Origin of the sequence: Enterococcus caccae ATCC BAA-1240 (genome assembly GCF_000407145.1) — a bacterium.
In the GTDB taxonomy this organism is placed as follows: Bacteria; Bacillota; Bacilli; order Lactobacillales; family Enterococcaceae; genus Enterococcus_L; species Enterococcus_L caccae.
On sequence record NZ_KE136473.1, the window covers coordinates 518,472 to 544,935 of the forward strand.

Sequence of the window (26,464 nt, forward strand, 5' to 3'; positions counted from 1 at the left end):
TGTCAGTTTATAGAAAGAAGTGAGAATGATCAAAAAAGAAAAGCTCCTTTACGATATGCTTTGGTATGTTCAAAATAAGCAAGAATTTACAGCTCAAGAATTGGCAGATGAATTTCAATTGTCTGTGCGTAGTATTTATCGATATATCTCAGATTTAGCAGACTTAGGTTTGTATATTGAATCAAAAAAAGGGCGTAATGGTGGTTTTGTTGTATTACCTAATCAAGTCTTGCCACCGGTTTTGTTTACTGAGGCAGAACTATTTTCACTGTATTTTGCCATTCAGTCGCTGACAAGTTATGAAGATTTTCCGTTTAAGGTCAACACGATTACAGCCAAAGAAAAATTATTGGAAGTCGTGTCAAAAGAAGTGAGACAAAAGCTTCTTCAACTATCTGATCATTTTCAAATTTCTGTACCAAAGCAGGCCGTTTCAGCTCTCTACTTAAATCAGTTGATTACAGCATGCTTAGACCATAAGGTACTCACTATAGGGTATCAATCAGTAAAAAAAGTTTCACAAAAAAGCGTGGAGCCAATTGGTATATATACTAGCAATGGCTTTTGGTATTTGTTTGCAATAGATCAAGCAATTCAAGAAACACGACATTTTAGAGTCGATCGAATCCAACAATTGAGTATAAGCAGCCAAACATTCGATGCTTCGATTACATTGAAACAAATTGAGGCTGAATACAAACCCAAAGAACCAGTAGAACTTTTTGCTTATTTGACTGAATCTGGTGAGAAGCAATGTTTAGAAAATCGTTATTTACACAAAGGCGTTCAGAAAAATGAAAAAGGTCAAGCAGAATTATCAATGCTGATCGATAAGTCGGATATTGTGTATACTGTGGATTTTTTTCTATTGTTGGGAAAAGAAGCGCACGTGACAGCGCCAAAGGATTTAGTGAAATTATTAAAAGAAAAAGTAAAAGAATTAGGAAAGAAGTATTTGTAAAAAAAACAGATAGACGGCTAAATAAATACAACGAACTTTAACAGTTAAAAGTTGTAACACATGTAACACGCGTTTGGAAGAAAGGGCTTCCAATGCAATAGGGAAAAGCGAATCGTTTGTATACTATTGTTGATATAATAAATTGAAAGGAGCGGTAGCCATGAAAAATTTTATAAGAACCTTAGCACAAAGGCATTTATTAACATATAGTGCTTTTTTTGCTCTATATTTGTATTTAAGTTATTCACTGGAGCGTACACCATCGGCACTAATGTATTTTATTTTTGCCTATATTTTTTTATTTATTCTTAAGTCAACATATGAGCAAAAACGTGAGGCTAGAATAACGGGAAAAAAGAAACAAATCCACTTTTATCTATTCCGTCCATTATGGAATCAAAGAAAATGGACAATGTTTTTCTGAGTCTCATTATTTTATCCCTAAACGTATTGGTCATGGAATTGAAATCAACATGTATAATATCTGGGGATTTTTTCCGCTATTTACTATAGGGTCATTATTTTTATTCTTAGATTTTTGGATACACTGATTTTAACACTTAGAAAGTGTATTCTTTGCGCTAAATAACGAGGATCTTGCTTAATCAGTGTTCTTTTCATTATTAGAATCATCTCCTTTTCAAGGTGTTTTGATTAATGTTCGATTCATTATTTTCTCATTTTATTCTTCTTTTTTGCTGGGTAATATATTATACTAAACTAATAGTAAGTATTTAAGCGGTAAAATAGGATATTTTTTACCCATTGTGCTCTGTTCTAATTTCATCCATTTCTAAGTACTAGAATGCTATGGATTGAAGGCCTTCGAAAAAAATGAAATCTGTATGTGACAAAAAACGTCACAATCATATTTTCCTATTTTTCACTGGAGCCTAAGAGAGCCCATTCCGCTTTTAATTTAAGGAGGATTTATGGAAAAAAAAGAAACAAAGAATACTGGGTTATTGTTAGTTGCATTATTTTTAGGTTATACCATGGTTTACATTGATAAGCTTTCAGTTGGGTATTCATTGATTCCGATATCAACTGAATTTGGTTTAGATCCAGCTGCAAAAGGAATGATCATGAGTGCCTTTTTCCTAGGATATGCGATTATGCAAATTCCAATGGGATTGGTGATCAATAAAGTAGGGTCACGTATTGTCTTGATCGGGTCTGTTTTAGGGATGGGGCTATTTTCCTTCTTATTTGGATTTGGGACCTCATTGATCATGTTTATGTCGTTACGTTTTTTAACAGGATTATTGGCTCATTCAGGCTATGCTTCTTCTGCAAGTAAAGAAGTCACTATGAATTTTCCACCAGAAAAACGGACATTTGCTCAAGGAATTTTGCTATCATCTTCTGGTGTAGCTGGATTTATCGGACCGTTAGCGTTGTCGCCGATCATTACCAATGCTGGGTGGAAAAATGCGTACCTTATTTTAACGGCTTTAGCTGTTGTGATTGCTATTTTTCTGATTATTGCGATTCCTAGAAATGAAAAAACAAAAGAACAAGCTGATGCGGTTGCAACCAAAACAGATAAAATCTCCATTTTGGTGATTTGGTCCGATATTCGAGTTTGGATATTATTTTTGAGTTCATTTTTCATCAACTGTTTGTTATATGGACTTTCAAGTTGGGTACCTAGCTTTTTGACGGGAGAACGAGGCTTAGATTTAAATGGTGCAGCTGTGATCAGCAGTGTGGGTGGTTTATTCATGCTAATCGGTTCAATTGGCGGCAGCTATGTCGTAGGACGTTTTTTCCAGCATAAAGAAAAAGCAATCGTTGCAATCACCGCTGTTTTAGGAGCAATCTCAGCATTCGGCTCATACTATATTGGCAATCTAGTTTTATTATCAATTGTTATGGGCTTAGCGAATTTCTTTTTAATCATTTCGTTCGTTACAATGATGAGTATCCCATTGAGAATTTTTGAAGGAGCTAAATTTGCTCCAAGTTACGGAACATTAGCTACGGGAGGGATTTTAGGCGGATTTGTTTCACCAACACTTATCGGAAAATTAGTGGAACTGTCAAATGGCCAATATATTTCAACATTTATTTTCTTTTTGGTTGTTGGATTATTGACTGCAGTGACGATTATGTTTATTAAACAAAAATAGGCGATTTTAATAGCATAGGATAACTTTTCGGAGAAGATAGCAATCGACTGTGGCAAAAAGTATCATAGTCAGTATTTACTAATTTCCTATTTCTCTACGAAGTTGAACAAGCCTACTACATTTTTAAAATAAGGAGGAGCTTAAATGACAAACATTCAAGAAAAAATGCCCCAAAAGGATATGGTGAAATGGAGAAGACACTTACATCGTCATCCAGAATTGTCTTTTCATGAAGTCGAAACGGCGAAATATATTCAAAAAGTGTTAGCCGATTTTCCTAATTTAGAAGTCAGCTCATTAACTGAGAATAGTGTGATCGCTACCTTAAAGGGAAACAAACCCGGAAAAACGATCGCTTTAAGAGCAGATATTGATGCATTGCCGATCATGGAAGAAGCAGACGTGGACTTTCCTTCTGAAAATCCTGGGGTGATGCATGCATGTGGGCATGACACACATACTGCGATGTTATTAGGTGCTATCAAAGTATTGAGTGAGATGCAAGATAAAATAGTTGGCACAGTAAAATTTATTTTTCAACCAGCCGAAGAAGAACCACCAGGCGGTGCAAAATTGTTAGTTGAAGCAGGTGTGATGGACGATGTGGATATGGTTTTTGGGTTGCATATTGCACCGAATATTCCAGTTGGGATGGTTGGAACCAGAAAAGGACCAGCTAGTGCAGCTTCTGATGTCTTTACATTAAAAATTCAAGGAAAAGGTTCGCATGGATCAACGCCAGATCTATCTATTGACCCAATCATGATCGGGGTAGAAATTATCAATAATTTGAATAATATTGTTTCAAGGAATATTAGTCCTTTTGATAATGCGGTAATTTCGATCGGTGAGTTCAACGCTGGAAAAACAGCGAATGTGATTCCTGATACAGCCCAAATCCAAGGGACTGTTCGTACGAATAATAAAGAAGTTCGTCTGTTTATCAAAAAACGAATTGAGGGAATCATTGAAGGAATCTGTAAGATGTACGATGCGACTTATGACCTAGACTACTTACTAGGTTATAGTGAGGTCAATAATGATAGTGATGCAACAGATTTAGTAATAGCAGCGGCTGAAAAAGTTGTCGGTAAAGAAAGAATGTTTGAAGCACCCAAAATGATGGGAGGCGAAGATTTCTCTGCCTATACAGATGTTAAACCAGGATCCTTCTTTATTTTAGGTGGCGGAACAGCAGCACAAGGATGTGGGTATATGAATCATCATCCGAAATTTAAAATCATGGAAGAATGTTTCCCAATAGGATCTGGTATGCATGCACAGATTATTTTGGACATTTTAGGACAAGCTTAAAAAGAAAAAAGAACTTTAGCATGATTGTTAAAGTTCTTTTTAGTCCAAAAAAACTGGTATTTACTTGGAAAATTTGGCAAAATAGGAGAAAAGAAGGTGAAAAGGATGTTAGAGTTGATTATGATCCTGATGTTTATACTCTGCGGGATTCAACTTTGGCGAGGGAAATGGCTATGGTTGATTGCTGGTTATAATACTGCAACAAAACAAGAAAAAGCAAAATTAAATGGAAAAATGTTAGGGAAAGCTGTAAGTGGACTGCTGTTTATTTCTGCAATATCGATAGGCTTAACGAGTTTCTTTCCAGAAATAAAGCTAGTGACTATCGTAGGAATCATCGTACTAGTGGGTATGATGATTGCTTACGTGAATACTTCACCAAAATTCAGGCAAAAATAAGGAGTTGAAATGATATTGTTTATCATCATTATTGCGATAGGACTATTCTTTTTTCTAGTGCTACGAATAGATAAAAATAAAAACAAACAAAACAACCCTTTACCACAGAAAAGGAACGTCAAAAAAACACAGTCGCTAGATCAAAAAATCAAATTAGAGAAAGTGGAAGGCATACGCCAAGTGACTTCGGTAATCACCTGCGTAGAAAAACAAAAAGTGAATCAATTAATTGCTGTGATAAATAACTTGAAGGAAACGAAAGTAAATCCCTAAGTTTTAATTATAAGCAAATGAAAGATATAATGGTATACAATCATACAAAAAGGTGGGAGAAAAATGGAGGCAAAAAAGCCAAAAATATTTACTATGTCTTTTGCTAGTGTTTACCCGTTATATATTAAAAAAGTAGAGAAAAAAGGTCGTACAAAGCCAGAAGTTGATGAAATCATTTTCTGGCTAACAGGTTATGACCAAGCTGGATTACAAAAACAAATAGAGAATCAAGTCGATTTTGAAACTTTTTTTGCAGAAGCCCCGAAAATAAATCCTAATGTCTCATTAATCAAAGGTCTAATTTGTGGCTATCGTGTAGAAGAGATAGAGGATGAACTAATGCAGAAAATTCGTTATATGGACAAACTAATTGACGAATTGGCTAAAGGGAAAAAAATGGAAAAGATCTTGAGAAAATAACGAATTGTTAAGGAATAAAAGCGGTCTATCAGAGTATGACTAGTCATTGTCTAGTTTGAAATGATATGACCGTTTTTTGTTTTCACCATAGATAATTGAATTTCCTTATTGATATCAATACATTACATAATCAAAGTTGTTATCTTATTTCAAATTTTCGTTAAGTGAAAAAAAGATGACAAATAATAACGGTAAATACTCAAAAAATCATGAATAGAACATGATGTAACATCAAAATTGCTTTTTAAATCTGCCCTAATATGTGATATTTAAGATAACACAAACGGGAGGGACAGCCATGAAGAACTATTTTGTTTACGATTGTTGGGGAATTCGCTTCTTTGATGAAGAAAGTTCCTCAACAAAGGGAATGGTGGAGGTAGCGACAAGCGTATTCGTTACGTAGTTTTTTATGTGAAGTGATTTTATCACTGTACATATAAAAAACACTTTGAAGGTAGGAAGACACAGTATGGAAATTGGAAAATTGTTAAAAATCCGCAGAGAACAGAAAAAATTAACGCAGCAACAAGTAGCTACTAAATTTCATGTCACAAGACAAACAGTTTCACGTTGGGAAAATGAAAAATCTTATCCTAATATTGATACATTAGTTGAACTCAGTTTTTTCTTTGACTTTTCATTAGATTAAATTTTAAAAAGAGATGATGTAATAGTGAGTGAGGAGAACAAAAAGGATGAGTAGCTCTAGCAGAGGAAAATATAACTAAAGTTAAACGAATTGAGAAAAGAACCAGCATGTAAGATTCATAAATCTTATCTGCTGGTTCTTTTCAATTTAACATCAGTTATTGTTCATTTTTATAGCCATTCGGATGACTTGTATGCCATTTCCAAGCACTATCAATGATCGAATCCAAATCTGTATATAATGGTTCCCATCCTAAAACCTCTTTGATTTTCTTACTTGAAGCAATCAAAGAATGAGGATCCCCTTCTCTACGACTGCCGTATTTTACAGGGATTTTTTGTTGTGTATACTTTTCGACGGATTGAATGATTTCTAATGTTGAAAAACCAGTCGAACTACCGACATTGAAAATAGTACTGTCATTTCCTGCAAGTAAATAATCCATTGCTAGTAAATGGGCAGTTGCTAAATCTACAACATGCACATAATCACGCACCGTTGTTCCATCTTTCGTATCATAATCGTCTCCAAAAATGGTGATAAAATTTCTTTTTCCCAGAGGAACTTCTAAAACGATTGGAATCAAATGCGTTTCAGGATGATGATCCTCACCGATTACCCCAGCTAAATCAGCACCTGCTACATTAAAATAGCGTAACACGACATACTTGATATCATAAGCAGTATGGCACCATTGAATGATTTTCTCCATCATTCGTTTACTTTCTCCGTAAGGATTTTTAGGGGTAGTCTCAGTATCTTCTGTGATTATCTCTTCTGAAGTATCGCCATAAACTGCTGCAGTGGAAGAGAAGATGATCGTTTTTACAGCAAATTCATTCATGACTTCTAAAAGAGCAATCAAGCCAGAAACGTTATTATCAAAATAAAGTAAAGGATCCTCCATGGATTCTTCTACAGACGAATTAGCAGCAAAGTGAAATACAACATCGAAAGAAGTCTTGGAGAAAAGTTCCCTAAGTAAAGCTTTATCTTTTACATTACCTTTAATGAAAGTTGCTGGTTTGGTCACAGCTTCAGCGTGTCCTGTTTGTAGATTGTCTAGAACGATGACTTTGTGGTTTGAGTCAGTTAATTGTTTGACGATATGTGAGCCGATGTAGCCAGCTCCTCCGACGACTAAAATGTTCATGAATTACCTCCTGAGTTAAGAGTTTAGTGAGCTTAATCAGCTCCGATAGAAAAATAGTGTTGTATCTGCTTTCATTATAGGTTATCAAAATTTATTTGGATAGATTCAAGCCTTGTAGTTATGAAATGATTAATAAATTCAGTTGAGTAATAGAAATAATTTTAGTTGGTTTTGCAAATGGTACTCCTTTCAAAATGTTTCTGAGATATTATTTTGTTAGGTGAAAAAACTTTTTTAAAGTGAAAATTTACTATATTAATTTTATTCACCATTTTTTATTCATACAATTAGTGATATAATTATAACTGAAATTTAAATGATACTTAAAATTCGTTTGGATTATCTAAAAGAAATGGAGTGATATTTTGAAGAGAAAAATATTGGGTTGGACTGTTTTGTTGGTTTCTGTATTTACAGTTAGTAGTATCAAAGTAAATGCTGAAGGTGATTCAGAAATAATTTCTGGGGTTGATGTATCTGTAACTAGAGAAATAAATGGTGTTGATCCAGCATCATACACTTCTCCAATAATGACAAGAAGTGGGCTACAGGAAGTAAAGGTTGACATTGACAAGTGGGAAGAGGAAATAAAAAAAGATTATTTAAATGACAATCCTAACTTTGAAGGTGATGTATCAATTATTTCCATGGAAGAATATGAAGATGGAAAACAACCAGAGGAATATAAAAATAGGAAACTTGAAGAGCTTCTAGAATCTGAACAAGATAATATCGTGCAAGCAAGAGGAGCGGCTCAGACAGGACCAAATTTGACTCACGGAGCTATCGCTAAAGCATACTTATTTTTTGATAACGGCAGGGGTGGTTTGATTATGGCTGATGGAAGTGGTTTTAAAGTTTCAGGTACAAAAGCCGGAACTGCTGGACACTGTGTTTATGATAAAGAACATGGATTTGGTTGGGTTAAAACTGCTACTCTGAATTTTGGATTTAGGAAAGACCCTAGAGTTGGATGGATTGCGTCTTCTGTATATAAAGTCAATAAAATGACTACTAACAATGATTGGATCAAATCAAAAGATCATACGCAAGGTATTCGTTCAGATTTTGGATCTTTTCATATAAGTCGCTCATCTGGGAGTGTACCACCGAATGTAGCAATGTTGACAACGCCACCAAATAGTTTGAAAAATGCAGTCTCTTGGGGATTTGAAGCTAAAAGTAGATACTTGACTCGTTCTACGGTTGATGTAACCACTAGTTACATAAGAAGTGACTGGTTCAACTGGGTTTATCAAGATAGACTGGGTATTATGTATGGCGGTATGAGTGGAGGCCCTTTATTTGACGGTGCTGGTCGCGTTATTGGAATCAACTCATCTGAAATGAATGATGCTAATAGAACAAAAGTATATACTAAAATAAATTCATCAGCATATAATCAGATAATCGCAAATTAGAAAAAAAGCAGCCATGCATGTTAGTGGCTGCTTTTTTCAAATTCATGAAATACATCGATTGGCTTATCACGTTCAATAGGATTTTTAAAATAAGTATAATGCAATCTGTATTTTTCTCTTACATGTAATTTGGAAATATCAATAGGCATGATATCAGGTATTGTAGAATTAGCAGGAACCTCAAGGTCCATGCCAATGGCAGCAGAGCCTTTGATTTCGTCACCATCATTATTTTTCCAATGTCCATCTTTGTAGATTTCTATCGTTGTGTTTGGGGTGTCAATGTATATAGGTGAGTCTGCATTGTTTGTTATCAGTATTTCTAATGAGTTTTTTGCTTCTTCTCTATACGATAAAGTAACATCTAGAGAATTATTATTGTTTGATACGCTAGCATGTTCATTATGATGGCAAGCAGCCAATATAATTAGTAATGGGATTAATAATAAGTATTTTTTCAAATGAGATCTCCTTAATGATTTTCTAAATTTATGTATTGCATTATTAACAATAAGCGTGTTTTATTCTGGTGTCAATACAAAAATTCGTACGTAGATAAGATATGAAGTCGATGATTCAACAACTGAATATGTCTCTGCTTTTACATCTGAAGTCGGTGCAACTGAAAATCAGTTGGATACAGATCATTTAGAACGATTAAAATCAGAATTAAGAAGCCTACAAGCTGAGAATGATATTTTGATGGAAGCAGCGGCGAAAGCTTTTGAAAATGTACCGTTTATCAATAAGTTTTTCATGGAACGAAGTATGCTTGGAAAAGCGAGAGAGATCGAGATTTTAGAAAAGTATCAAACCTTTGAAGCCACACACGGAAGTGATTTTTCAGAGGTTCAAACAGTGATTTCTTTGTTTGAACAAGGTTTAACGGTATTGGGAAACGCTTGCAATTTTGTTGGTGGTGTCAATGCTTATAAGTAAATTTCATGGAAAGACGAAGACATGTTTAAAAACATTCAAGCATTTAATGAGAAGAATAAAGAAGAACGCTATGAGATCGTTGTGATTCATGAAAATCAAGATGGAAAACAGTTTGCGATTTATAAAAATGAAAAACTTAATGAAGGACGAACACTTGATTATAATAAGTTGTTAGGGAAACAAGATTGGGAAATATTGATGAAGCTTGGACCTAAAACGATAAAAATGTTTCTTAATTTGGATGATGTGGAAGTTTTGTTTGAGGATGGATCAAGTACTGGGCAAAAAGTGAAGTCTAGTATTTTTCTTATTTTAGCAGTTACGCCGGTTGATAAAGTTAAGGATGTTATTAAAGCGGTGAAGTTGATGAAAAAAGGGGATCACTTGTTAGAGGGTGTGAAGTTAACTGCCAAAGAGTTGGATATGTTAAGGTATTTGGAAAAATCTGGTGAACGGGTTAAGATAGTGGAGAAGGGGAGAGGTCTTAAATTTGGAAATGCAGTGAAATTAGAAATTCATTTTTCAAAACACGGCACCGAAATTAAACAGGCTTTAAACAAAAATAATTATACAGTAGTCGATTATTTAAATGATGCAAATCATGTAATTAAGGAAGGACAATTTGTTTCCGAAATGAACGGTTACATTACGCTTATTGGTGGTGAAGGAAGTGTTAAGTATGTATTTATGGGATTGGATAGAGCAACGGAAAATATAACCATTTTACATTCGAAATCTGTAAAAGAGCTAGCCAAAAAAGCACCTAGTTTGGGTTTGAAACCATAGGAGGAGATAAGATGGTTATTGTAAAAAAAGTTAACTGGATAGATGAAGACTCAGGAGAGGCGGACGTTTTACTTTTTGATGGAATGTATTCTATAGAAAGTTTTTGTAGTGATTGTAATATATCAGAAGGTGATGTATTTTTAGATACCTTATACGGATTTAATGTTAGAGATATTGTTAAAAGTTTCAATAAAGAATATGAAATAGGTAAGGAAAATAATGGTTATCATATTCAAGGTCAACTTGTAGATAAGGAAAGAAAAATTCTACAAATAGGTGGATTTAAAATAGATTTATCTGAGGGTGATATTCCTAAGGATATTAAACAAAATGATTATATAGAAGTTGATATTTCAAGAGTTGATATTTATTAAGGGAAGTAAAATGCTTGGACTAGTGATCTAGAATTTTACTAATCAGTTTATCCGAAACATTGTGACCAAAGCATTATACGGTAAGAAAGAAGCATATTGATGTAAATACAGGAACTTGAGCGAACAAAAAAATGAATATACCAAGAACTACCCCATATTTAGAAACCATGTATAGAATAAAATAGCATTAAAGAACATCAAAACAAGTAGTGAAAAACTTGCTTTGATTTTTTTAAATTTCCCCTATTTTGATTTTTGCATTTTAGAAAATGGCTTTTTGCCATTAAATTTGAAGAATAATCCTCTTATATGTAAATAATTTATCTTTTTTTCTGAAAAATTGGTATACTATAGTTGATAATTTGTGTAAAACAGGAAGGAATAAATAGAAAATGAATGAATTGAACCGTAATTTACAGACTTCAAATAATGTACAAAAACAAGCAAATTTAATCTGGAATGTGGCAGATATTTTAAGAGGACTGTACAAGCCTCATGAATACGGGAAAGTGATCTTACCAATGACAGTGATCAAAAGATTACATGATACATTATTACCAACTAGAGCAAAGGTTCTTCAAACGGTAGAAGAAACAAAAGCAATGAACGATCAGATGAAAGATAAATTTTTACAAAAAGCTTCAGGTTATTCATTTTACAATACAAGTGATTTTAATTTTGATAAATTACTAGCAGATCCAGATAATATTGAAGATAATTTTCGAGTTTATTTGAATGGATTTTCTGAGAATATGCAAGATATTTTAGCAAACTTCAAATTTGATATTGAAATTTCAACAATGGCGGATAATGATGCGTTGTTTTATGTGATCCAAGAATTTAATAAAAAGGAATCGTATTTAGGCGCAGATAAAGTGACGAGTACAGATATGGGGTACATATTCGAAGAGTTAGTTCGTAAGTTTTCTGAAAGTTATAACGAAGAAGCTGGGGCTCACTTTACGAGTAGAGATATTATATATTTGATGACTGATTTACTTTTAAATGAAGATAAAGAAGCCCTCTCAGGTGAAAACGTAGTAAAAACGGTGTATGACCAAACGATGGGAACGTCTCAAATGCTAAGTGCGATGTCAGAGCGGATTCATGATTTTAATAAAAGTGCAGAAGTAATAACTTTTGGACAGGAATTGAATCCTGAAACATTTGCCATTGCAAAATCTGATACAATGATTCGTGGTGGAAATCCTGATAATATGGGATTAGGTAGTACATTATCAAATGACCAATTTGTAGGGTATACCTTTGACTATTGTATTTCAAACCCGCCTTTTGGAATTGATTGGAAAAAAGATAAAAATGCAGTTCAAGCGGAACATGATATGGGAGAAATTGGACGTTTTGGTGTCGGACTACCTAAAATTAGTGATGGCCAGTTGTTGTTTCAATTAAATGGTATTTCTAAGTTGAAAGAAACTGGAAGAATGGCAATTATTCATAATGGTTCGGCTTTATTTTCTGGAAATGCTGGTAGTGGAGAAAGCATGATTCGTCAATATGTGATTGAAAATGATTGGTTAGAAGCGATAGTTCAGTTACCAAATGATTCTTTTTATAATACAGGAATTTCTACGTATATTTGGATTATTACTAAAAATAAAGTAGCGGAGCGTCAAGGAAAAGTACAGTTAATTGATGCAGCTAAAATGTTTGAAAAACGTCGGAAAAATATTGGGAATAAACGGGTAGATATTTCAGAAAAATGTCGTGAAATGATAGAACAAGCTTATGGAGAATTTGAGAATAAAGAATATTATCTAAACGACAAAGTAGTTGAATCTAAAATTTTTGAAAATGAAGAATTTGGCTTTACCAAAGTTACCGTTGAAACGCCTCAAAAAGATGAGTTTGGTAACTTGATTCTAAAAAAAGGAAAACCAATTGCGGATGTAAGTTTGCGTGATACAGAAGATATTCCTTTGAAAGAAGATATACAAGTTTATTTTGAGCGTGAAGTATTGCCTTTTAATCCAGATGCTTGGATAGATCGTAAGAAGGATAAAATCGGGTATGAAATTCCGTTTACGCGTTTATTCTATAAATATACTGTACCAGAGCCATCAGAATTGATTGCGGAACGAATAAAAAAGTTAGAAGCTTCTATTGTTGCTAGTTTTGAAAATTTGTCTGGAAAGGATGTTTCAAACATTGACTAGGGAAATGAAAAATTCTGAGGTGGAATGGATTGGGGATATACCTAATGATTGGTACGTGGGGAAAGTTCAACAAGGCTTTAGAAACAGAAAAAGAATTGCAGGAGAAAACGAAGAAAAATTTCCACGTCTTTCTTTAAGTAATGCGGGAGTTATTGAGCGAGAAAAGTATGATGGTAAAGGAGAATCCCCAGCAGATTATTCGACTTATCAAATAATACCTAAAGGCCAATTTGTGTTTAATTTTATGGGATTAGAGCAAGATGCAACATATAGACGAGTAGGAATTGCACCTATAGATGGATTAGTATCAGCTGGATATATTGAAGCAGATTATCACTCGGATAAAGTAGATCCAATGTATTCTTATTTTTACTTTCGATTCATGGAAAGTGATCAGTTATTTAAGCAATATGGTACAGGCATAAGGAGTAACTTAAATAAACAACAATTTGCTAAGATGCCATTTTTATATCCTCCTCTAGATATACAAAATAAAATTGGAAAATATATAGAAACAAAAGTTAATATAATTAGCAAGTTGATTGATAATGTACAGCAATCAATTTGTGAATTGAAAAAATATAAAAGATCAATAATAACCGAGTCTGTTACAAAAGGATTAAAACAAGATATCGAAATGAAAAAAAGTGAAATATCATGGATAGATTCTTATCCAAAAACATGGAATATCTTAAAAGGAAAGTATTTATTTAGGAAAATGGATAGAGAGATTGTTGTTGATGAAACAATAACAGCTTTTAGAGATGGACAAGTTGTACAAAGAAAAAAAAGACGCACAGATGGATTTACTAATTCTATCAAAGAGATAGGTTATCAAGGTATAAATAAAGGAGATTTAGTAATCCATTCTATGGATGCCTTTGCTGGGGCGATTGGTGTTTCGGAAGACAATGGTAAAGGAACGCCTGTTTATATAGTTCTTGATAAATTAACTGATAGTGTAAATAATGTTTACTATTCCTACTTATTACGTTCTTATTCAGAATTTGGATATATTGAGTCTATGGCAAAAGGTATTCGTGTTAGATCTTCTGATTTTAAATATCAAACGTTTTCTAATACTTTATTATTGGTTCCACCGATTGAAGAGCAAAATAGAATTGTGGAATTTTTAGATAATAAAATAAAAAATATTGATTTATTAATTAACGAAAAAATGAGTATTATTTCTGAATACAAACAATATCAAAAATCACTAATCTACGAATATGTAACAGGAAAAAAAGAAGTCTAGGAGGTGTGTTTGTTGGTAGAAAATAAAGAAATTCGTTTTGAAGAAGATATAGAAACTCATCTAACAAAATTCGGTGGATGGATTAAAGAAAAGTTCAGAGATTCTCACTTTGATCCTTCTAAAGGTATTGATCTAGAAAAGCTTATTACCTTTATTGAAAAGACACAACCGAAAAAATGGACAAGGTACCAAACGATTTATCGAGAAGATTCAAAAGAAAAACTATTAAAGCGTTTGGAAGAAGAAGTCAGCACTCATGGAATGTTGCATGTTTTGCGTAATGGGATCAAAGATCGTGGTGTTAATTTAAAAGTAGCGCAATTTAAACCAGTTTCTGGCTTAAACGATACACTACAAGAAAAATATGAAGCAAACATATTTACCTGTACTAGACAATTTGCGTACAGTCCTAACAATAATAATACGATTGATATGGTGTTGTCAGTTAACGGTATTCCCTTAGTAGCATTGGAATTGAAAAATCAATATACAGGTCAATCCGTAGAAAATGCGAAAGTTCAATTCCAAAAAGATCGCGATCCTAAAGAACTTGTTTTCAATTTTAATCGAAGATTCTTAGTTTACTTTGCAGTTGATCATGTTGATGTCTATATGACCACTCGCTTATCTGGTAAAAAGACTTACTTCTTGCCATTTAACCAAGGCTCAAACGGACCTGGAATTGTTGGTGGAAAAGGAAATCCTGCAAATGATGATGGTTACCCAACATCCTATCTTTGGGAGCAAGTATTACAACGAGATAATTTGATGGATATTATCCAACGGTTCATGAACTTAGAAATAAAAAAAGAAAAACAAGGAACGAGAGAAATTACGAAACAAACATTAATCTTTCCTCGTTACCATCAATTAGATGTTGTTAGAAAGCTAATAGCAGATGTAAAAATCAACAAAAGTGGTAAAAATTATCTTATTCAACATAGTGCTGGTTCAGGAAAATCAAATAGCATCGCTTGGTTAGCCTATCATCTAGCCAATGTTCACGACAATGACGATCAACCTATTTTTACTTCAACCATAATTGTAACGGATCGAACTGTCTTGGATAGACAACTACAAAGTACGATCATGAGTTTTGACCATAAGGTGGGACAAGTAGAAATAATCGATGATAAAAAAACATCTCAAGATTTGAAAAATGCTATCAATGATGGTAGAAAAATTATTATCACTACCCTTCAAAAATTTCCTATCATTTATCAGGATATAGACGAAATTAGCGGACAAAATTTTGCTGTAATCGTTGATGAAGCACACACTTCCCAAACTGGAGACAGTGCTAAAAAACTTAAGACCGCATTGGCTGATAAAGAAGCGACATTAAAAGAATACCAAGAAATCGAAGAAGAAATAGAGAATAGAACACCTGATGAGCAAGATAAATTAGTCCAAACATTGGTTTCGCAAGGTCAACATAGTAATTTAAGCTTTTTTGCCTTTACAGCAACACCCAAAAGGGAAACATTAAATATGTTTGGGACAAAGCAAGCAGATGAAACATTTAAACCATTTCATATTTACAGTATGCGCCAAGCGATCGAAGAAGGATTTATTCTTGATGTATTAAAAAACTACATGACTTATAAAACTTCTTATCGTATTGCCAAAGAAATTGAGGATAATCCAGAATTACCTAAAACAGAAGCCGTGCGCGCAATTGCTCGTTATCAATCCTTTCATCCTTGGGTCTTACGTCAAAAAACGGAAGTCATGATTGAACAGTTCAGATCAGTAACAAAGAGTGCGATTGGTGGAAAAGCAAAAGCGATGGTCGTAACACCTTCTCGATTACATGCTGTTCGTTATATGCAAGAGTTTAAGTCTTATATTGAAGAAAAAGGGTATACAGATTTAGATGTGCTAGTTGCCTTTTCAGATTCTGTTGAGGATGATGGCGAAGAGTATACAGAATCAAAAATGAATGTTACTAAAGATGGCGAACGAATTAAGGAAAGCCAATTAAAAGAAGCCTTTCATGCAGAAGATTTCAATATTCTCATTGTCGCTGAAAAGTATCAAACTGGTTTTGATGAACCGTTACTGCATACAATGTTTGTTGACAAACGTTTGAAAGGTGTAAAAGCTGTTCAAACCTTGTCTCGCTTAAATCGTACAATGTTTGGTAAGAAAGATACATTTATTTTGGATTTTGTAAATTCAGAAGAAGAAATAGTAGATGCGTTTCAGCCATTTTACGAAGAAACAACGCTAGAAAATGATATCAATATTAATTTAATTTATGACGCACAAAGCAAGCTTAGAAAATATAATGTTTATAGTCAAGAAGACATCAACCAAGTAATGGTATTAGTCCGAAAAGCACAAACAAAGCAAGATGAAAGACTTTTAGGACGAATTTCAAGTGTCTTCAAACCTGTGATTAATCGCTATGAGGAACTTTTGAATGATACTCAGTATGAATTTAGAGTAACGATGAGAAGCTTTATTAAGTGGTACAATTATATCTCTCAGCTGGATCGTACATTTGATATGGAGCTGTTAGAAGAAAGCATTTTTGTCAGTTATCTTTTAAGCTTTATACCAAAAGAACAGCGAGAAAAAGTGTCAATTGAAGATAAAGTGAAGCTAGAATATTATAAGTTACAAGAAAATTTTTCTGGTGAAATCTCATTGATTGCTGAAGATAGTGAAAGTGGTAGACTTACCAATCCAGAAGAAATCAATACTGGAATCAAACCGCCTGATGACCGTGATTCGCTAGAAGAGATTATCCATCGAATCAATGAACGTTTTCCTGATGATTTTACCGATAGTGATCGTGTTCTATTTGAAAACTTATATCGTTCATTTACGAATGATCCAGATCAGAAATTAGTAAATATGGTTAAAAATAATGATGCTCAAATGTTTGAACGCTCTTTATTCCCTGATGTTTTCCAAGAAAAAATTATGACGGAATATTCGCATAATCAAAAAGCCTATGAAAAATTATTAGGTTCAGATGAATCATATTATAGATTGGTTTATTCATTACTAGCAAAAGATTTATATAAAACGTTGAAAACGACTGTTTAGTATTATGTTCAGTAATAGTATCTATTGCTAAATCAAGACATTGAGAGGTAAAAACATGAACACTGATTGGAATAAACTAAAACAATCAAAAGACGGCATACCAACGTATGATTCTTTAATTCCCTACATTTTGAAAGTGCTTGAAAATGGAGAAGAAACGACCACGTCAACCATTAGCAAAAAAGTAATTCAGTTTTTAAAGATTCCAGATGAAATTCGGAATATAAAATACCCAAAGTACCCAAATAGTGATGGTGTATTGATTAATCGTTTTAGTTTTGCTCTAAGTGATTTATTTAAAGCGGATGCCGTAGCAAGACCAAATAGAGGGATTTATCAAATTACGGATTCAGGAATAGCTTTGTTAAACGAATACGGTGATCAACTTAATAAAAAAATATTGAAAAAACAGCCAGCCTATATTAAGTACATGCAAGAAATGAATGAACGTAATAAACTTGCTGGATTAAATGAAACTGACGAACTATTAGAAGAAGATGATGAAATCAATCCACGGAAAAAGATTGATGAATTAGCGACAACCTTGAACAATGAAGTAGCTACTGAATTACTAAGCAAAATTAGAAACAGCGATCCCTATTTCTTTGAACGTTTAGTTGTGGATTTACTTGTGGCTATGGGATACAGTGGTGAAAATGGGACAGCTAAAGTAACGAGTAAATCGAATGACGGTGGAATTGATGGCGTTATTAATCAAGATCCACTTGGAACAAGTACCGTTTATATACAAGCAAAACGATATAAAGAAACAAATGTGGTTCAACGGAATGATATTCAATCATTTTATGGTGCATTAGCTGGTGTCAATGCTGATAGAGGCGTATTTATTACAACTTCTAAATTCTCAAAAAGTGCGATGGAATTTGCCAAAAATCAAGGTATTGTTTTAATTGATGGAATTCAACTAACTGATTTAATGATTGATTATCAAGTCGGTGTTGAAACGGCCAAAACGTATAAAGTTTTCAAAATAGATAGTGACTATTTTGATTTTGAATAATCGCATATTATAAACTAGGAACACTCAACGAAGTGAACCTAGTTTATTTTTTTATAAACACGTCACTTCCTCAAAACTTCACTCGAAACCTTCCTCTCCCCATCCAACTTCCTCACCTTCACCTCCTCAATCGCCATCAACCTCAAAAACTCCTCAAAAAAAGCATGAAACAAATGCCCACAAGCATAATACTCCTTCACAACTTGCTTCTTATTAATCGGCCCTTTCCGAAACTGAAAAAAATGATCCAACACAGCAAGCGGCTCTTCCCAAGACTGCAACCGATCCAATGTATGCTGCAAATCCGTAATATCCTGATAAGGAATCATTTTTAAACTCTGACCTTCTTTTTTCATAACCCATTTCCTCCCTATTTTAAAAGCGTAGTGGGCTCGTTTAGCTCTGACAGAAAAATAGGAAAAATTGATTGAGGTGCTCTTTACCTCACTCCATTTTTATCTTTTTTCCGAAGAGCTAGCCCACATAGCTAGATAACACGAAGTGCTGAACAACAGCATCCAACGCCCCATATACGTAACTCATTTATCTGCATATTGACTCAGGCAACTGTTAAACAAACCAGTGATAAAAACGACTTGTGTATGATTTTTCTAAGCCTCATGATGTCCCTATCACTTTCTTCTCAAAGCAAAACAAAAAACGCTATTGTAGTAATCAGTGAGAAAAAGCTGCTTTGAATCACAAAGAACGTAGTGATTTGATGATGAAAAGTACAAGGACTGTAAAACAGTCGTTGCTCCCTTTGTATTTAATCAAATGTTCAATGTGTCTTATAACTTTTTATCATCCTAACATGACCACCAATACCGTCATCAATCTCCTAGATAAAGCCCAATCCCTCCATAAAATACAAAATCCCAACCAAAAGTTTCCAGACAGACTAGAAAATCCCAGTAAAATTAGGTACAATAAAAAGAGCTAGTGCTTTTGTGCTAGCAATTGGCAACTTGTATAGATAGTGTTCGCTGTCTATGCAAGGCTTCATCATGTGATTGCTGTCAGATGATGAAGTGCCTTTTTGTTTTGCATAACCACAACTGACCAAAGAACAGAGTGGATGATGCAAAGTACAAGGTGAACGAAGTGAACGTTCTCTCCTTGATTTTATATCTATCATTGATTGTTTGTTTTACTTTGAAGGAAACCTCCTTTCATTAAAGTTGTAGAATAGAAAAAACGATATCAGGTAACATCACCCAATATCGTTTACAATAGTCCCAAAGAATCATCTACCACTTTTTCAGTATAACCCAAAGAGAATCCAAGAAACCTATAGAAAAATAGGCACACTTTGGGTACAATGAAAGAAGCTAGTACATGTTGCTAGCACTATTGGCAACTTGTTTGGGCAGTGTTCGCTGTCTTTACAAGGCTTCAATTGTCTGGTTGCTGCCGGACGTTGAAGTGCCAATTTATTTTTATATTTAGATTTGAACAGTTCATGTCACTATGAACTGTTTTTTTGTTGCACATCACAACGATTACTTGAAGAGCTGATGATGCGCAATACTTGGCGACCGAAGGGAAGATGTTTCCCTCGTTCTATTCTACCTCTTAAGTATATCCGAAAAGAATACGAACACGCAACATAATTTTTCTTACAAATACCATTAAATAACACTTAAAATCGTTCCCTGTATATATAAGGAAAAATAACAAAAAAAATTTTCTAATTCTTTATAAAAAAATCGCAATAATTAATTAGCAACGGCCATAAAAATATAACTTTGACTAAATGAGTAAAAATGAAGTTAATTTTAATCTTGTACTCATTATTATTAATTATTATAATTAGTAAACTATTTTATTTCAAAAGCTATTTAAGGTAGGATGATGGCGATAAAGGAGAAAGTAAAATGAACTGGAAGAAAGTAATTGTAATAATTTCAATATGTATCGTCTGTCTATTTCTAATCTTAACTAATGAAAGGAAGGCTAGAGAGGAGGAGCAAACGGTGAGTAGCGATGAAGGATATGCTAACACGATACCACCAAGAATAATTTCTGGAGTAGTAAAAAAGGTAGAGATTGACAAAATGAAAATAGAACTAGAAGTCACAAATACCCAGCTAGCACAAATAACTGAATCAGAAGATTTAACGTTAGATTTTTCTAAAACTGTGATTGATCATAGCTCAGATGACCCGACAAATCCAACCGATGAATCGAGAAAGAAAGAGGTTGAAAAGTATACAGTTGGTGAAACAATTTCTATCAGATTACGTGAAGATATACCAGTTAGGAACAATAGTCTTTATATTGAAAATCCACAAGATATTAATTAGGAAGGAAAAAAATGAAAAAATTAAGAGTTGTTAAAAAATTTGGCGGTTACATGTATGATACTGTTTTCCATGGTTGGTAATGGATTACATCACACGCTTCAACTTATTTTAATGATGAAAATACAGAAGAAATTACTGAAAATAAAGTTGACGTAACAGATGAAGTTATTGCCAGAATTGCGTTGGATTTTGCTGAAAGTACACTTCCAGAGAAAAACTTATCCGTAAATTCGATTACTCCAATTAAAAATATAGAGGAGGAAATTACGGGTTACGATGTTGGTTTTGAATGTCAAAATAAGGAGCATGGGTATGTAATCATTGATTTACGCTTGGAGGGTGATTATATTGCTGAATTCAATCTGGGCGAAGGAGTTCTTGATTTTTATACTCAGATGTTGAAAAGATCAAATACTGTTGATTCGATTCCAGAAAACGAACAGGTAATCGTAGAAACAATACCAACAGAATACAATGTAGTTTTAGAGGAAGAAGTAATCAATAGCAATGGTAAGGATATGACAGTTGAAGAATTTTCAGAATATGAAGAAGAAATAGCCGACACTGCTGAAAAGTTGGTAGAAGAAAATGAAAACTATTCAACAACTGCAACTTATGAACATACTGGACATGTATTAAGAAACTATCCTTGAACTGAGTATTCGATTACATCTCAAAATTATTTAAGTTTTTTTAATGCGATTTCTGAACAAAGAATAGAAAGTTTAACTGGTAAGTATGCTTGTTCTGTACAAGCAATGACGACAATGGCAAGTTCTTTGAGGCTTTTTGATGATTGGAAAAACGATGAATTAAAAGGTGCTTATAACAGAATCTGGGCTTTATCAGGTACAACGAATGATGGAGCAAGACGAGAAGGGATTTTGAAAGGTTCTCTTATTCAGTATGGAACAACACCGACTAATAAAATAGGCTCAACTATAGTAAATTTTGCTAGAGAGAAGAAAAAAATAAATTTAAGTTACAACACTAGAAAATCGCCTACCTTTATTTCTTTGCAAACAGATATAAAAAATAAACGAGCTGTTGCCTATTCATACTGGGTAAAAAATAAAAAGGGTCAAGTGAATGGTCATACAGTTTTTGTTCAGGGGACTATGACAGGAAAAAAAGGGAATGCCACGCATAATTTTATTGTGTTAGCAGATGGATGGGGTTATGATGCTAGATATATGAACTATTCAACAATACCGCAAACTTTGAATGGAAGTGAAGCAACTGCAATTTATGGGAAGGCAGTATAAAATAAATACTGTATCTAACGTTGATCCTAAGCGTTGTTACTTTTATCATCGCTTTAATTCGTTTAGTTTTGGAATTGCTTAAAAACGACAAAAAGAAATAACCAGTCATTAACTTTAGCAGGTTAACTGGTTATTTCATGACCTAAAAAACTCGCTACCGTCTTAAACGGCTCTACATAGGAGAAGATATGTTAGCGCATATCTCTCTTATCACTTGTAATTATAGCATACAACAAATTTTTTTGCCATATCCTTTGAGATGCTCTCAAAAGATCAAACAACATAATTCCTTATGAGAGCTAGTCTAAGTTAAAAGAAAAAACTATAAAAAAATTATACTACAAAATATAAGTAATAAGTGTGATCCAACATTACCTTAGCTTTCTGGTTTTAAACCAAATCAGAGTATCAAAAATTGAAATAGAGAATATACAGCAGTACGTATAATACTATGTTGAGCCCGCTTACATGGTATACTTTATACAGACTAATATACTAAAAAGTCTCAACAAAAAGATGCAAAAGGAGGATTTCCAATGAAACACATCAAAAAAGAATTCTTGCTTAATTGTACTCCAGAAAAAGCTTGGCAGCTTGTCGTTGATCGTAGCAAATATGAAAAATGGGCTGACGCATTTCAAGAAGGGTCAACCTATTCTGGTGAGATGAAATTGAACGAAACGATTTCATTTGTTGATGAGACAGGGAATGGTTTGGTTTCTAAAGTGGTCGTTTTTGAACCAGAAAAAGAAATTAAATTTGCCTTCTTAGGAGAGGTTACAGATGGTAAGTATGTGGAAGTACCTGGATTTTCGGAGATGCTTGAGCACTATCTATTTGAAGCGATAGGTAACCAAACGAAAATGTTCGTGGATGTTGCGATGGATGATGACTATTATGATATGATGAATGAATTATGGGATAAAGCAGGAACGGAATTGATAAAATTAAGCAATGAGTAATCAAAAAGACAGTAAAAAAGAGTAGAATAATAGTCAGCAAAACTGATTCTTATTCTACTCTTTTTTATGATTATACTATTAAAGTGACGAAAATCAACAAGAAGGTATAGAAGTTGATTCTATGAATTTGTCTAAAATAATAGAAATATGCTTGTTTTTATATGATTTTTCTAAAAAAACTGTTAAATTCTGTATCGGTTTGTTAAACTAAAATAGTAAAAAGATTATAAAGGAGAGTACAAAATGAAAAAAAAGGTAAGGGCAATGTTGTGTGGTATGCTTTTAATCGGAGGGATCACGTTTGGAGGTTTCTACGCTTATGCTAGTGGTTGGATCACTGTAGGAGATAATGGAGAGATGATATACGATACGCTTGATCAAGCAAGTATTGAGTTATATTCAGAAGTATCACATGTAAGAAGTCATGATGATGGTGAGTGGGTATCGGTTCTTAAACCAAAAGATGTTGTGAAAAGCGTGAAAAATAGAGCTGGTGACCAAGTCGATTTTTCTGAATTAGAAATTTCTTATAAGGGGTATGATGATACGTTACGTACCTTTGTCGATGTTTCTGAAAAAGAGGCGCTAAATGCTAATGGTACATTTAATTTCGATAAATACAATGTTTTTCATGTTACATTCAACTATACTTATGATAGTATGCCGTATTCGGGTGCAAATAAGACCCTGTCCACAATCAGTAAAACAATTGAAATCTATGAAGCTGGTGCGTAAAAGCGACATCAGTAATATAATGGATTAAAAATATACTCTTGATGACATTCTGTAAGAGGAAATCAAGTAACTTATTTTTTGTAAAGGATTCTAGCCAGAACGTTGAGTTCTGGCTTTTTATGCGGTTTGTTTATCCTTTATTTTGATTGAGTGATTGAAGGCTAGAAAGAAGGAAAACTAATGATAGAAATCAAAAAAATCCGCTTAGAAGACCTAGCGGAATTGAAAGCATTAAGTATCAAAACATTCACGGATACCTTTGCAAAAGACAATACTCCCGAAGATTTAAAAAATTATCTTGATCAAGCGTATACGGATGAAAAACTAACCAGTGAGCTTCAAAATAAACAATCAGAATTTTATTTTATTTATTCTAATAAAGAAGTTGCAGGATACTTAAAAATAAATATTGATGATGCACAAACTGAAAAGATGGAGAACGATGCACTTGAAATCGAACGGATTTATATCGATTTGAATTTTAAGAGATTGGGTCTTGGTAAGATGCTTTATAAAAAAGCGATAGAACGAGCAAAAGAGTTAAACAAGTCTTCTATTTGGTTAGGTGTTTGGGAACGTAACTTTGCTGCGATGAAATTTTATCATAAGATGGGTTTTACTCAGGTAGGAGAGCATTCTTTTTATATGGGCGAGGATGAACAAATCGATTTGATCATGAAGAAGGAGTTATTGAATGTTTAGTATCCTAGTAGAAGGGTAAATGATAAATGCTAGAAATATTTTTGTAGTATTCAATCTGTCTACTAAATTGAAAAATATAATAGTTGAATAAAGTAGAGCAGGGAGACTTTCAAAAAAGATAGATTTTGAAAAGTAGCGTCAATTTTTGAATACACCCAAATCTAAAAGGTTTAGAATTAATAAGCGAGTAACTAGGGGGACGAACCTTCCTGTTACTCGTTTTTTTATATCGGATTTTTTGTATTTTACTGAGTATAGTTCGTCATCTCCAACTAAGAATTCAAGTCTACTACTACAGTTAGGACCATTAATATAGGTTAAGTTCATGCTATAGGCGTTCTCTATTAAGACGATTATTTTCCAGTTAACATTTTTAGGAGTTCAAGACTACACCTAATGCATGGATAAAATAGTGCCTAATGAGTGTAACAAAAAAGAACATTTTTTTAGAGATCATATAACTAAAAATACATAAAGGATTTGAAGGAATTGGGATTATTTACCTGGGAAACTAATGATAGATGAGGAAATTATTAAATTAAGTAACAGTTGTTATTTTTTGTTGAAATCGCATTAGAATTTGTTGTGAAAAAAACTGTATAAAGGGATATGATGATTTTTTTTATTTAACTTTTATAATTTACTTGTTTTTGTTTTGGAATTTTCTTGTTATATTAACAAATAAGTAATTGTTGGTTGATGGTATATAGTACTTGTTTTATATAGCTTATGATAGAATATACTTCTTATATTGTCAATACTTTTTTATATTTTTTGGTTTTTTAATCAATATATTCTATTTTATATCTAGTTATTTATAGGTGTTGTGGAGTGGAATCTATAAGCCGTCAAATTGCCGTCAAAACGAAGGAGGAAATGTTTTATGGTTAAAAAAGGAGAGAACATTTATAAAAGAAAAGATGGTCGTTGGGAAGGGAGATATATAAAAGGAAGAAAAAAGGATGGGAGTGCTATATATGGCTATCTATATAATAAAAAATATCTGGATCTGAAAGAAAAATTATTGACAATGAAAGCGCTGTATTCTCATAATTATGCGTATAAAACGGTTGCCTATCAAGGGACATTTAATGAATGGGTGACTTGTTGGCTGAAAGAAGTAGAAGCACAGTTGAAGCCTAGTACTTTTGCTGGCTATACAAATAAGATGGCAAAACATATCCAGCCATTTTTAGGTGATATACCTTTACAATCTATCACAACCTCTATTTTGAATAGCTGGATAAAAAAGATAGAGCAGCATCTATCGCCAAATTCTGTTCGAATCGTTCATCAAGTGCTGACATCATGCTTTATTGGGGCAATAAAGAGAGGATTGATCAAAGAGAATCCTTGTAAATATGTGATTTTGCCTAAAAAAACACCAAATAAGGTAAGCGCGATTACCTCATACGAACAAAAGCAATTAAAGAAGCAAGCTGCTGCACATCCTAAAGGATTGGCGATTGTTATCGCCTTAGAAACTGGTATGAGAATCGGTGAAATTGCTGGATTGAAGTGGGAGGATGTTGATTTTTCATCGAATATCATTACTGTACAGCGGACTGTTCAGAGGATTCAAACGATGAACAATGAGAATAAAAAAACGCAAATTATTGAGGGAACACCTAAAAGCATGTCTTCGAAACGTGTTATCCCGCTTTCTAAAAATTTGAGTAAACTTTTAACAAAACAAAAATTAAAAAGTACTGGCGCCTTTGTACTGGGTGGAATGAAACCGGCAGAACCTCGTCTGATATCGATTTGGTTAAAAAAAATCTGTCAAAGTTTTAAGTTTGCGAATATTCACTTCCATCAACTTAGACATAGTTTTGCTACTCGGTGTCTAGAAAAAGGGGTAAACATAGCAACTATTAGTGCGTTGTTAGGGCATCATTCGTCAAAAATGACCTTAGATATTTATTTAAGTTCATTTATGTCAGAAAAGAGAAAAGCAATTAAATTAATAAGTTAGTCTATCTATTTTTCAAAAAAATTATGTAATTTGGGAAGAGAGAGACTTTGTTTCGCTTTTCAATTAACGAACCTTTTATGAAGAAACAGGTGATAGGTATACTTTCACAGGTAGGTACTTTTGCATAGCGTTACATTATAGGATAATTTACGCCGTCAAATTTACCGTCGTATAGTCTTTTAAAT

27 protein-coding genes are annotated in these 26,464 nt (G+C 33.4%); 24 read left to right on the plus strand and 3 right to left on the minus strand.

Features of this window, described 5'->3' with window-relative positions:
- Positions 1-25 precede the first annotated feature (25 nt).
- The 8 genes from I580_RS07960 (at position 26) to I580_RS07995 (ending at position 6,151) form a co-directional block, all read left to right on the plus strand.
- Positions 26-961, plus strand: coding sequence for a helix-turn-helix transcriptional regulator (locus I580_RS07960; RefSeq protein WP_010771444.1), 936 nt, complete (start codon positions 26-28; stop codon positions 959-961).
- Positions 962-1,121: 160 nt separating this feature from the next.
- Complete coding sequence (locus tag I580_RS07965; protein ID WP_010771445.1) at positions 1,122-1,385, plus strand: hypothetical protein; 264 nt, start codon at positions 1,122-1,124, stop codon at positions 1,383-1,385.
- Positions 1,386-1,893: 508 nt separating this feature from the next.
- On the plus strand, positions 1,894-3,093 hold the full coding sequence (locus I580_RS07970; protein ID WP_010771446.1) for an MFS transporter: 1,200 nt from the start codon (positions 1,894-1,896) through the stop codon (positions 3,091-3,093).
- Between the two features lie 144 nt (positions 3,094-3,237).
- Positions 3,238-4,407, plus strand: a complete 1,170-nt coding sequence (locus tag I580_RS07975; protein WP_010771447.1) for an amidohydrolase — start codon at positions 3,238-3,240, stop codon at positions 4,405-4,407.
- A 105-nt stretch (positions 4,408-4,512) separates the two neighbouring features.
- Positions 4,513-4,806 (plus strand): DUF3784 domain-containing protein, encoded by a 294-nt coding sequence (locus I580_RS07980; protein WP_010771448.1) that lies wholly within the window; start codon positions 4,513-4,515, stop codon positions 4,804-4,806.
- A 9-nt stretch (positions 4,807-4,815) separates the two neighbouring features.
- On the plus strand, positions 4,816-5,079 hold the full coding sequence (locus I580_RS07985; RefSeq protein WP_010771449.1) for a hypothetical protein: 264 nt from the start codon (positions 4,816-4,818) through the stop codon (positions 5,077-5,079).
- A 63-nt stretch (positions 5,080-5,142) separates the two neighbouring features.
- Complete coding sequence (locus I580_RS07990; RefSeq protein WP_010771450.1) at positions 5,143-5,499, plus strand: DUF2200 domain-containing protein; 357 nt, start codon at positions 5,143-5,145, stop codon at positions 5,497-5,499.
- A 472-nt stretch (positions 5,500-5,971) separates the two neighbouring features.
- Positions 5,972-6,151: a helix-turn-helix transcriptional regulator gene (locus tag I580_RS07995; protein ID WP_010771451.1), complete on the plus strand. Its 180-nt coding sequence runs from the start codon at positions 5,972-5,974 to the stop codon at positions 6,149-6,151.
- 157 nt (positions 6,152-6,308) lie between these two features.
- On the opposite strand, the gene galE is transcribed toward I580_RS07995, so the two are convergent.
- Positions 6,309-7,304, minus strand: a complete 996-nt coding sequence (gene galE, locus I580_RS08000) for a UDP-glucose 4-epimerase GalE (protein ID WP_010771452.1) — start codon at positions 7,302-7,304, stop codon at positions 6,309-6,311.
- Between the two features lie 365 nt (positions 7,305-7,669).
- Between galE and I580_RS08005 the strand changes: the two genes are divergently transcribed.
- Positions 7,670-8,725 carry a trypsin-like serine peptidase gene (locus tag I580_RS08005; protein WP_010771453.1) on the plus strand — a complete coding sequence of 352 codons (1,056 nt, stop codon included), beginning with the start codon at positions 7,670-7,672 and terminating at the stop codon, positions 8,723-8,725.
- 20 nt (positions 8,726-8,745) lie between these two features.
- Here the strand turns inward: I580_RS08005 and I580_RS08010 are convergent, their stop codons facing one another.
- Entirely contained in the window at positions 8,746-9,186 is a 441-nt protein-coding gene (locus tag I580_RS08010) for a hypothetical protein (RefSeq protein ID WP_010771454.1), read from the minus strand.
- A gap of 172 nt (positions 9,187-9,358) precedes the next feature.
- Here I580_RS08010 and I580_RS08015 point away from each other — a divergent pair, with 172 nt between their 5' ends.
- From I580_RS08015 to I580_RS08045, 7 genes are all read left to right on the plus strand, one after another.
- Complete coding sequence (locus I580_RS08015; protein ID WP_034860182.1) at positions 9,359-9,664, plus strand: hypothetical protein; 306 nt, start codon at positions 9,359-9,361, stop codon at positions 9,662-9,664.
- 21 nt (positions 9,665-9,685) lie between these two features.
- Positions 9,686-10,450 carry a hypothetical protein gene (locus I580_RS08020; RefSeq protein WP_010771456.1) on the plus strand — a complete coding sequence of 255 codons (765 nt, stop codon included), beginning with the start codon at positions 9,686-9,688 and terminating at the stop codon, positions 10,448-10,450.
- An 11-nt stretch (positions 10,451-10,461) separates the two neighbouring features.
- Complete coding sequence (locus I580_RS08025; RefSeq protein WP_010771457.1) at positions 10,462-10,824, plus strand: hypothetical protein; 363 nt, start codon at positions 10,462-10,464, stop codon at positions 10,822-10,824.
- Positions 10,825-11,216: 392 nt separating this feature from the next.
- Positions 11,217-13,001, plus strand: a complete 1,785-nt coding sequence (locus tag I580_RS08030) for a type I restriction-modification system subunit M (protein WP_010771458.1) — start codon at positions 11,217-11,219, stop codon at positions 12,999-13,001.
- The gene (locus tag I580_RS08035) at positions 12,994-14,256 is read left to right on the plus strand and encodes a restriction endonuclease subunit S (protein WP_010771459.1); all 1,263 of its coding nucleotides are present in this window, start codon (positions 12,994-12,996) and stop codon (positions 14,254-14,256) included. Before I580_RS08030 ends, I580_RS08035 begins: the two co-directional genes overlap by 8 nt.
- A 12-nt stretch (positions 14,257-14,268) precedes the next feature.
- A complete protein-coding gene (locus I580_RS08040) occupies positions 14,269-17,313 on the plus strand; it encodes a type I restriction endonuclease subunit R (protein WP_034860184.1) in 3,045 nt (1,014 codons plus the stop codon).
- Between the two features lie 55 nt (positions 17,314-17,368).
- On the plus strand, positions 17,369-18,334 hold the full coding sequence (locus I580_RS08045; RefSeq protein WP_010771461.1) for a restriction endonuclease: 966 nt from the start codon (positions 17,369-17,371) through the stop codon (positions 18,332-18,334).
- A gap of 62 nt (positions 18,335-18,396) precedes the next feature.
- Here I580_RS08045 and I580_RS08050 read toward each other — a convergent pair whose 3' ends face one another.
- A complete protein-coding gene (locus I580_RS08050; protein WP_010771462.1) occupies positions 18,397-18,690 on the minus strand; it encodes a hypothetical protein in 294 nt (97 codons plus the stop codon).
- A gap of 1,620 nt (positions 18,691-20,310) precedes the next feature.
- On the opposite strand from I580_RS08050, the gene I580_RS08055 reads away from it, so the two are divergent.
- The 8 genes from I580_RS08055 to I580_RS08085 all read left to right on the plus strand — a co-directional run bounded on the left by I580_RS08055 (position 20,311) and on the right by I580_RS08085 (position 26,279).
- Entirely contained in the window at positions 20,311-20,640 is a 330-nt protein-coding gene (locus I580_RS08055; protein WP_034860185.1) for a hypothetical protein, read from the plus strand.
- A 182-nt stretch (positions 20,641-20,822) separates the two neighbouring features.
- Positions 20,823-21,293: a hypothetical protein gene (locus I580_RS08060; protein WP_010771464.1), complete on the plus strand. Its 471-nt coding sequence runs from the start codon at positions 20,823-20,825 to the stop codon at positions 21,291-21,293.
- A 114-nt stretch (positions 21,294-21,407) separates the two neighbouring features.
- A complete protein-coding gene (locus tag I580_RS08065; protein WP_143141676.1) occupies positions 21,408-21,905 on the plus strand; it encodes a hypothetical protein in 498 nt (165 codons plus the stop codon).
- Between the two features lie 20 nt (positions 21,906-21,925).
- A complete protein-coding gene (locus tag I580_RS17450) occupies positions 21,926-22,006 on the plus strand; it encodes a hypothetical protein (RefSeq protein ID WP_390621155.1) in 81 nt (26 codons plus the stop codon).
- A 435-nt stretch (positions 22,007-22,441) separates the two neighbouring features.
- A complete protein-coding gene (locus tag I580_RS08070) occupies positions 22,442-22,867 on the plus strand; it encodes an SRPBCC family protein (RefSeq protein ID WP_010771466.1) in 426 nt (141 codons plus the stop codon).
- A 243-nt stretch (positions 22,868-23,110) separates the two neighbouring features.
- The gene (locus tag I580_RS08075) at positions 23,111-23,602 is read left to right on the plus strand and encodes a hypothetical protein (RefSeq protein WP_010771467.1); all 492 of its coding nucleotides are present in this window, start codon (positions 23,111-23,113) and stop codon (positions 23,600-23,602) included.
- 180 nt (positions 23,603-23,782) lie between these two features.
- Entirely contained in the window at positions 23,783-24,304 is a 522-nt protein-coding gene (locus tag I580_RS08080; protein ID WP_010771468.1) for a GNAT family N-acetyltransferase, read from the plus strand.
- An 883-nt stretch (positions 24,305-25,187) separates the two neighbouring features.
- Entirely contained in the window at positions 25,188-26,279 is a 1,092-nt protein-coding gene (locus I580_RS08085) for a tyrosine-type recombinase/integrase (RefSeq protein ID WP_010771469.1), read from the plus strand.
- The last annotated feature ends 185 nt before the right edge of the window (positions 26,280-26,464 follow it).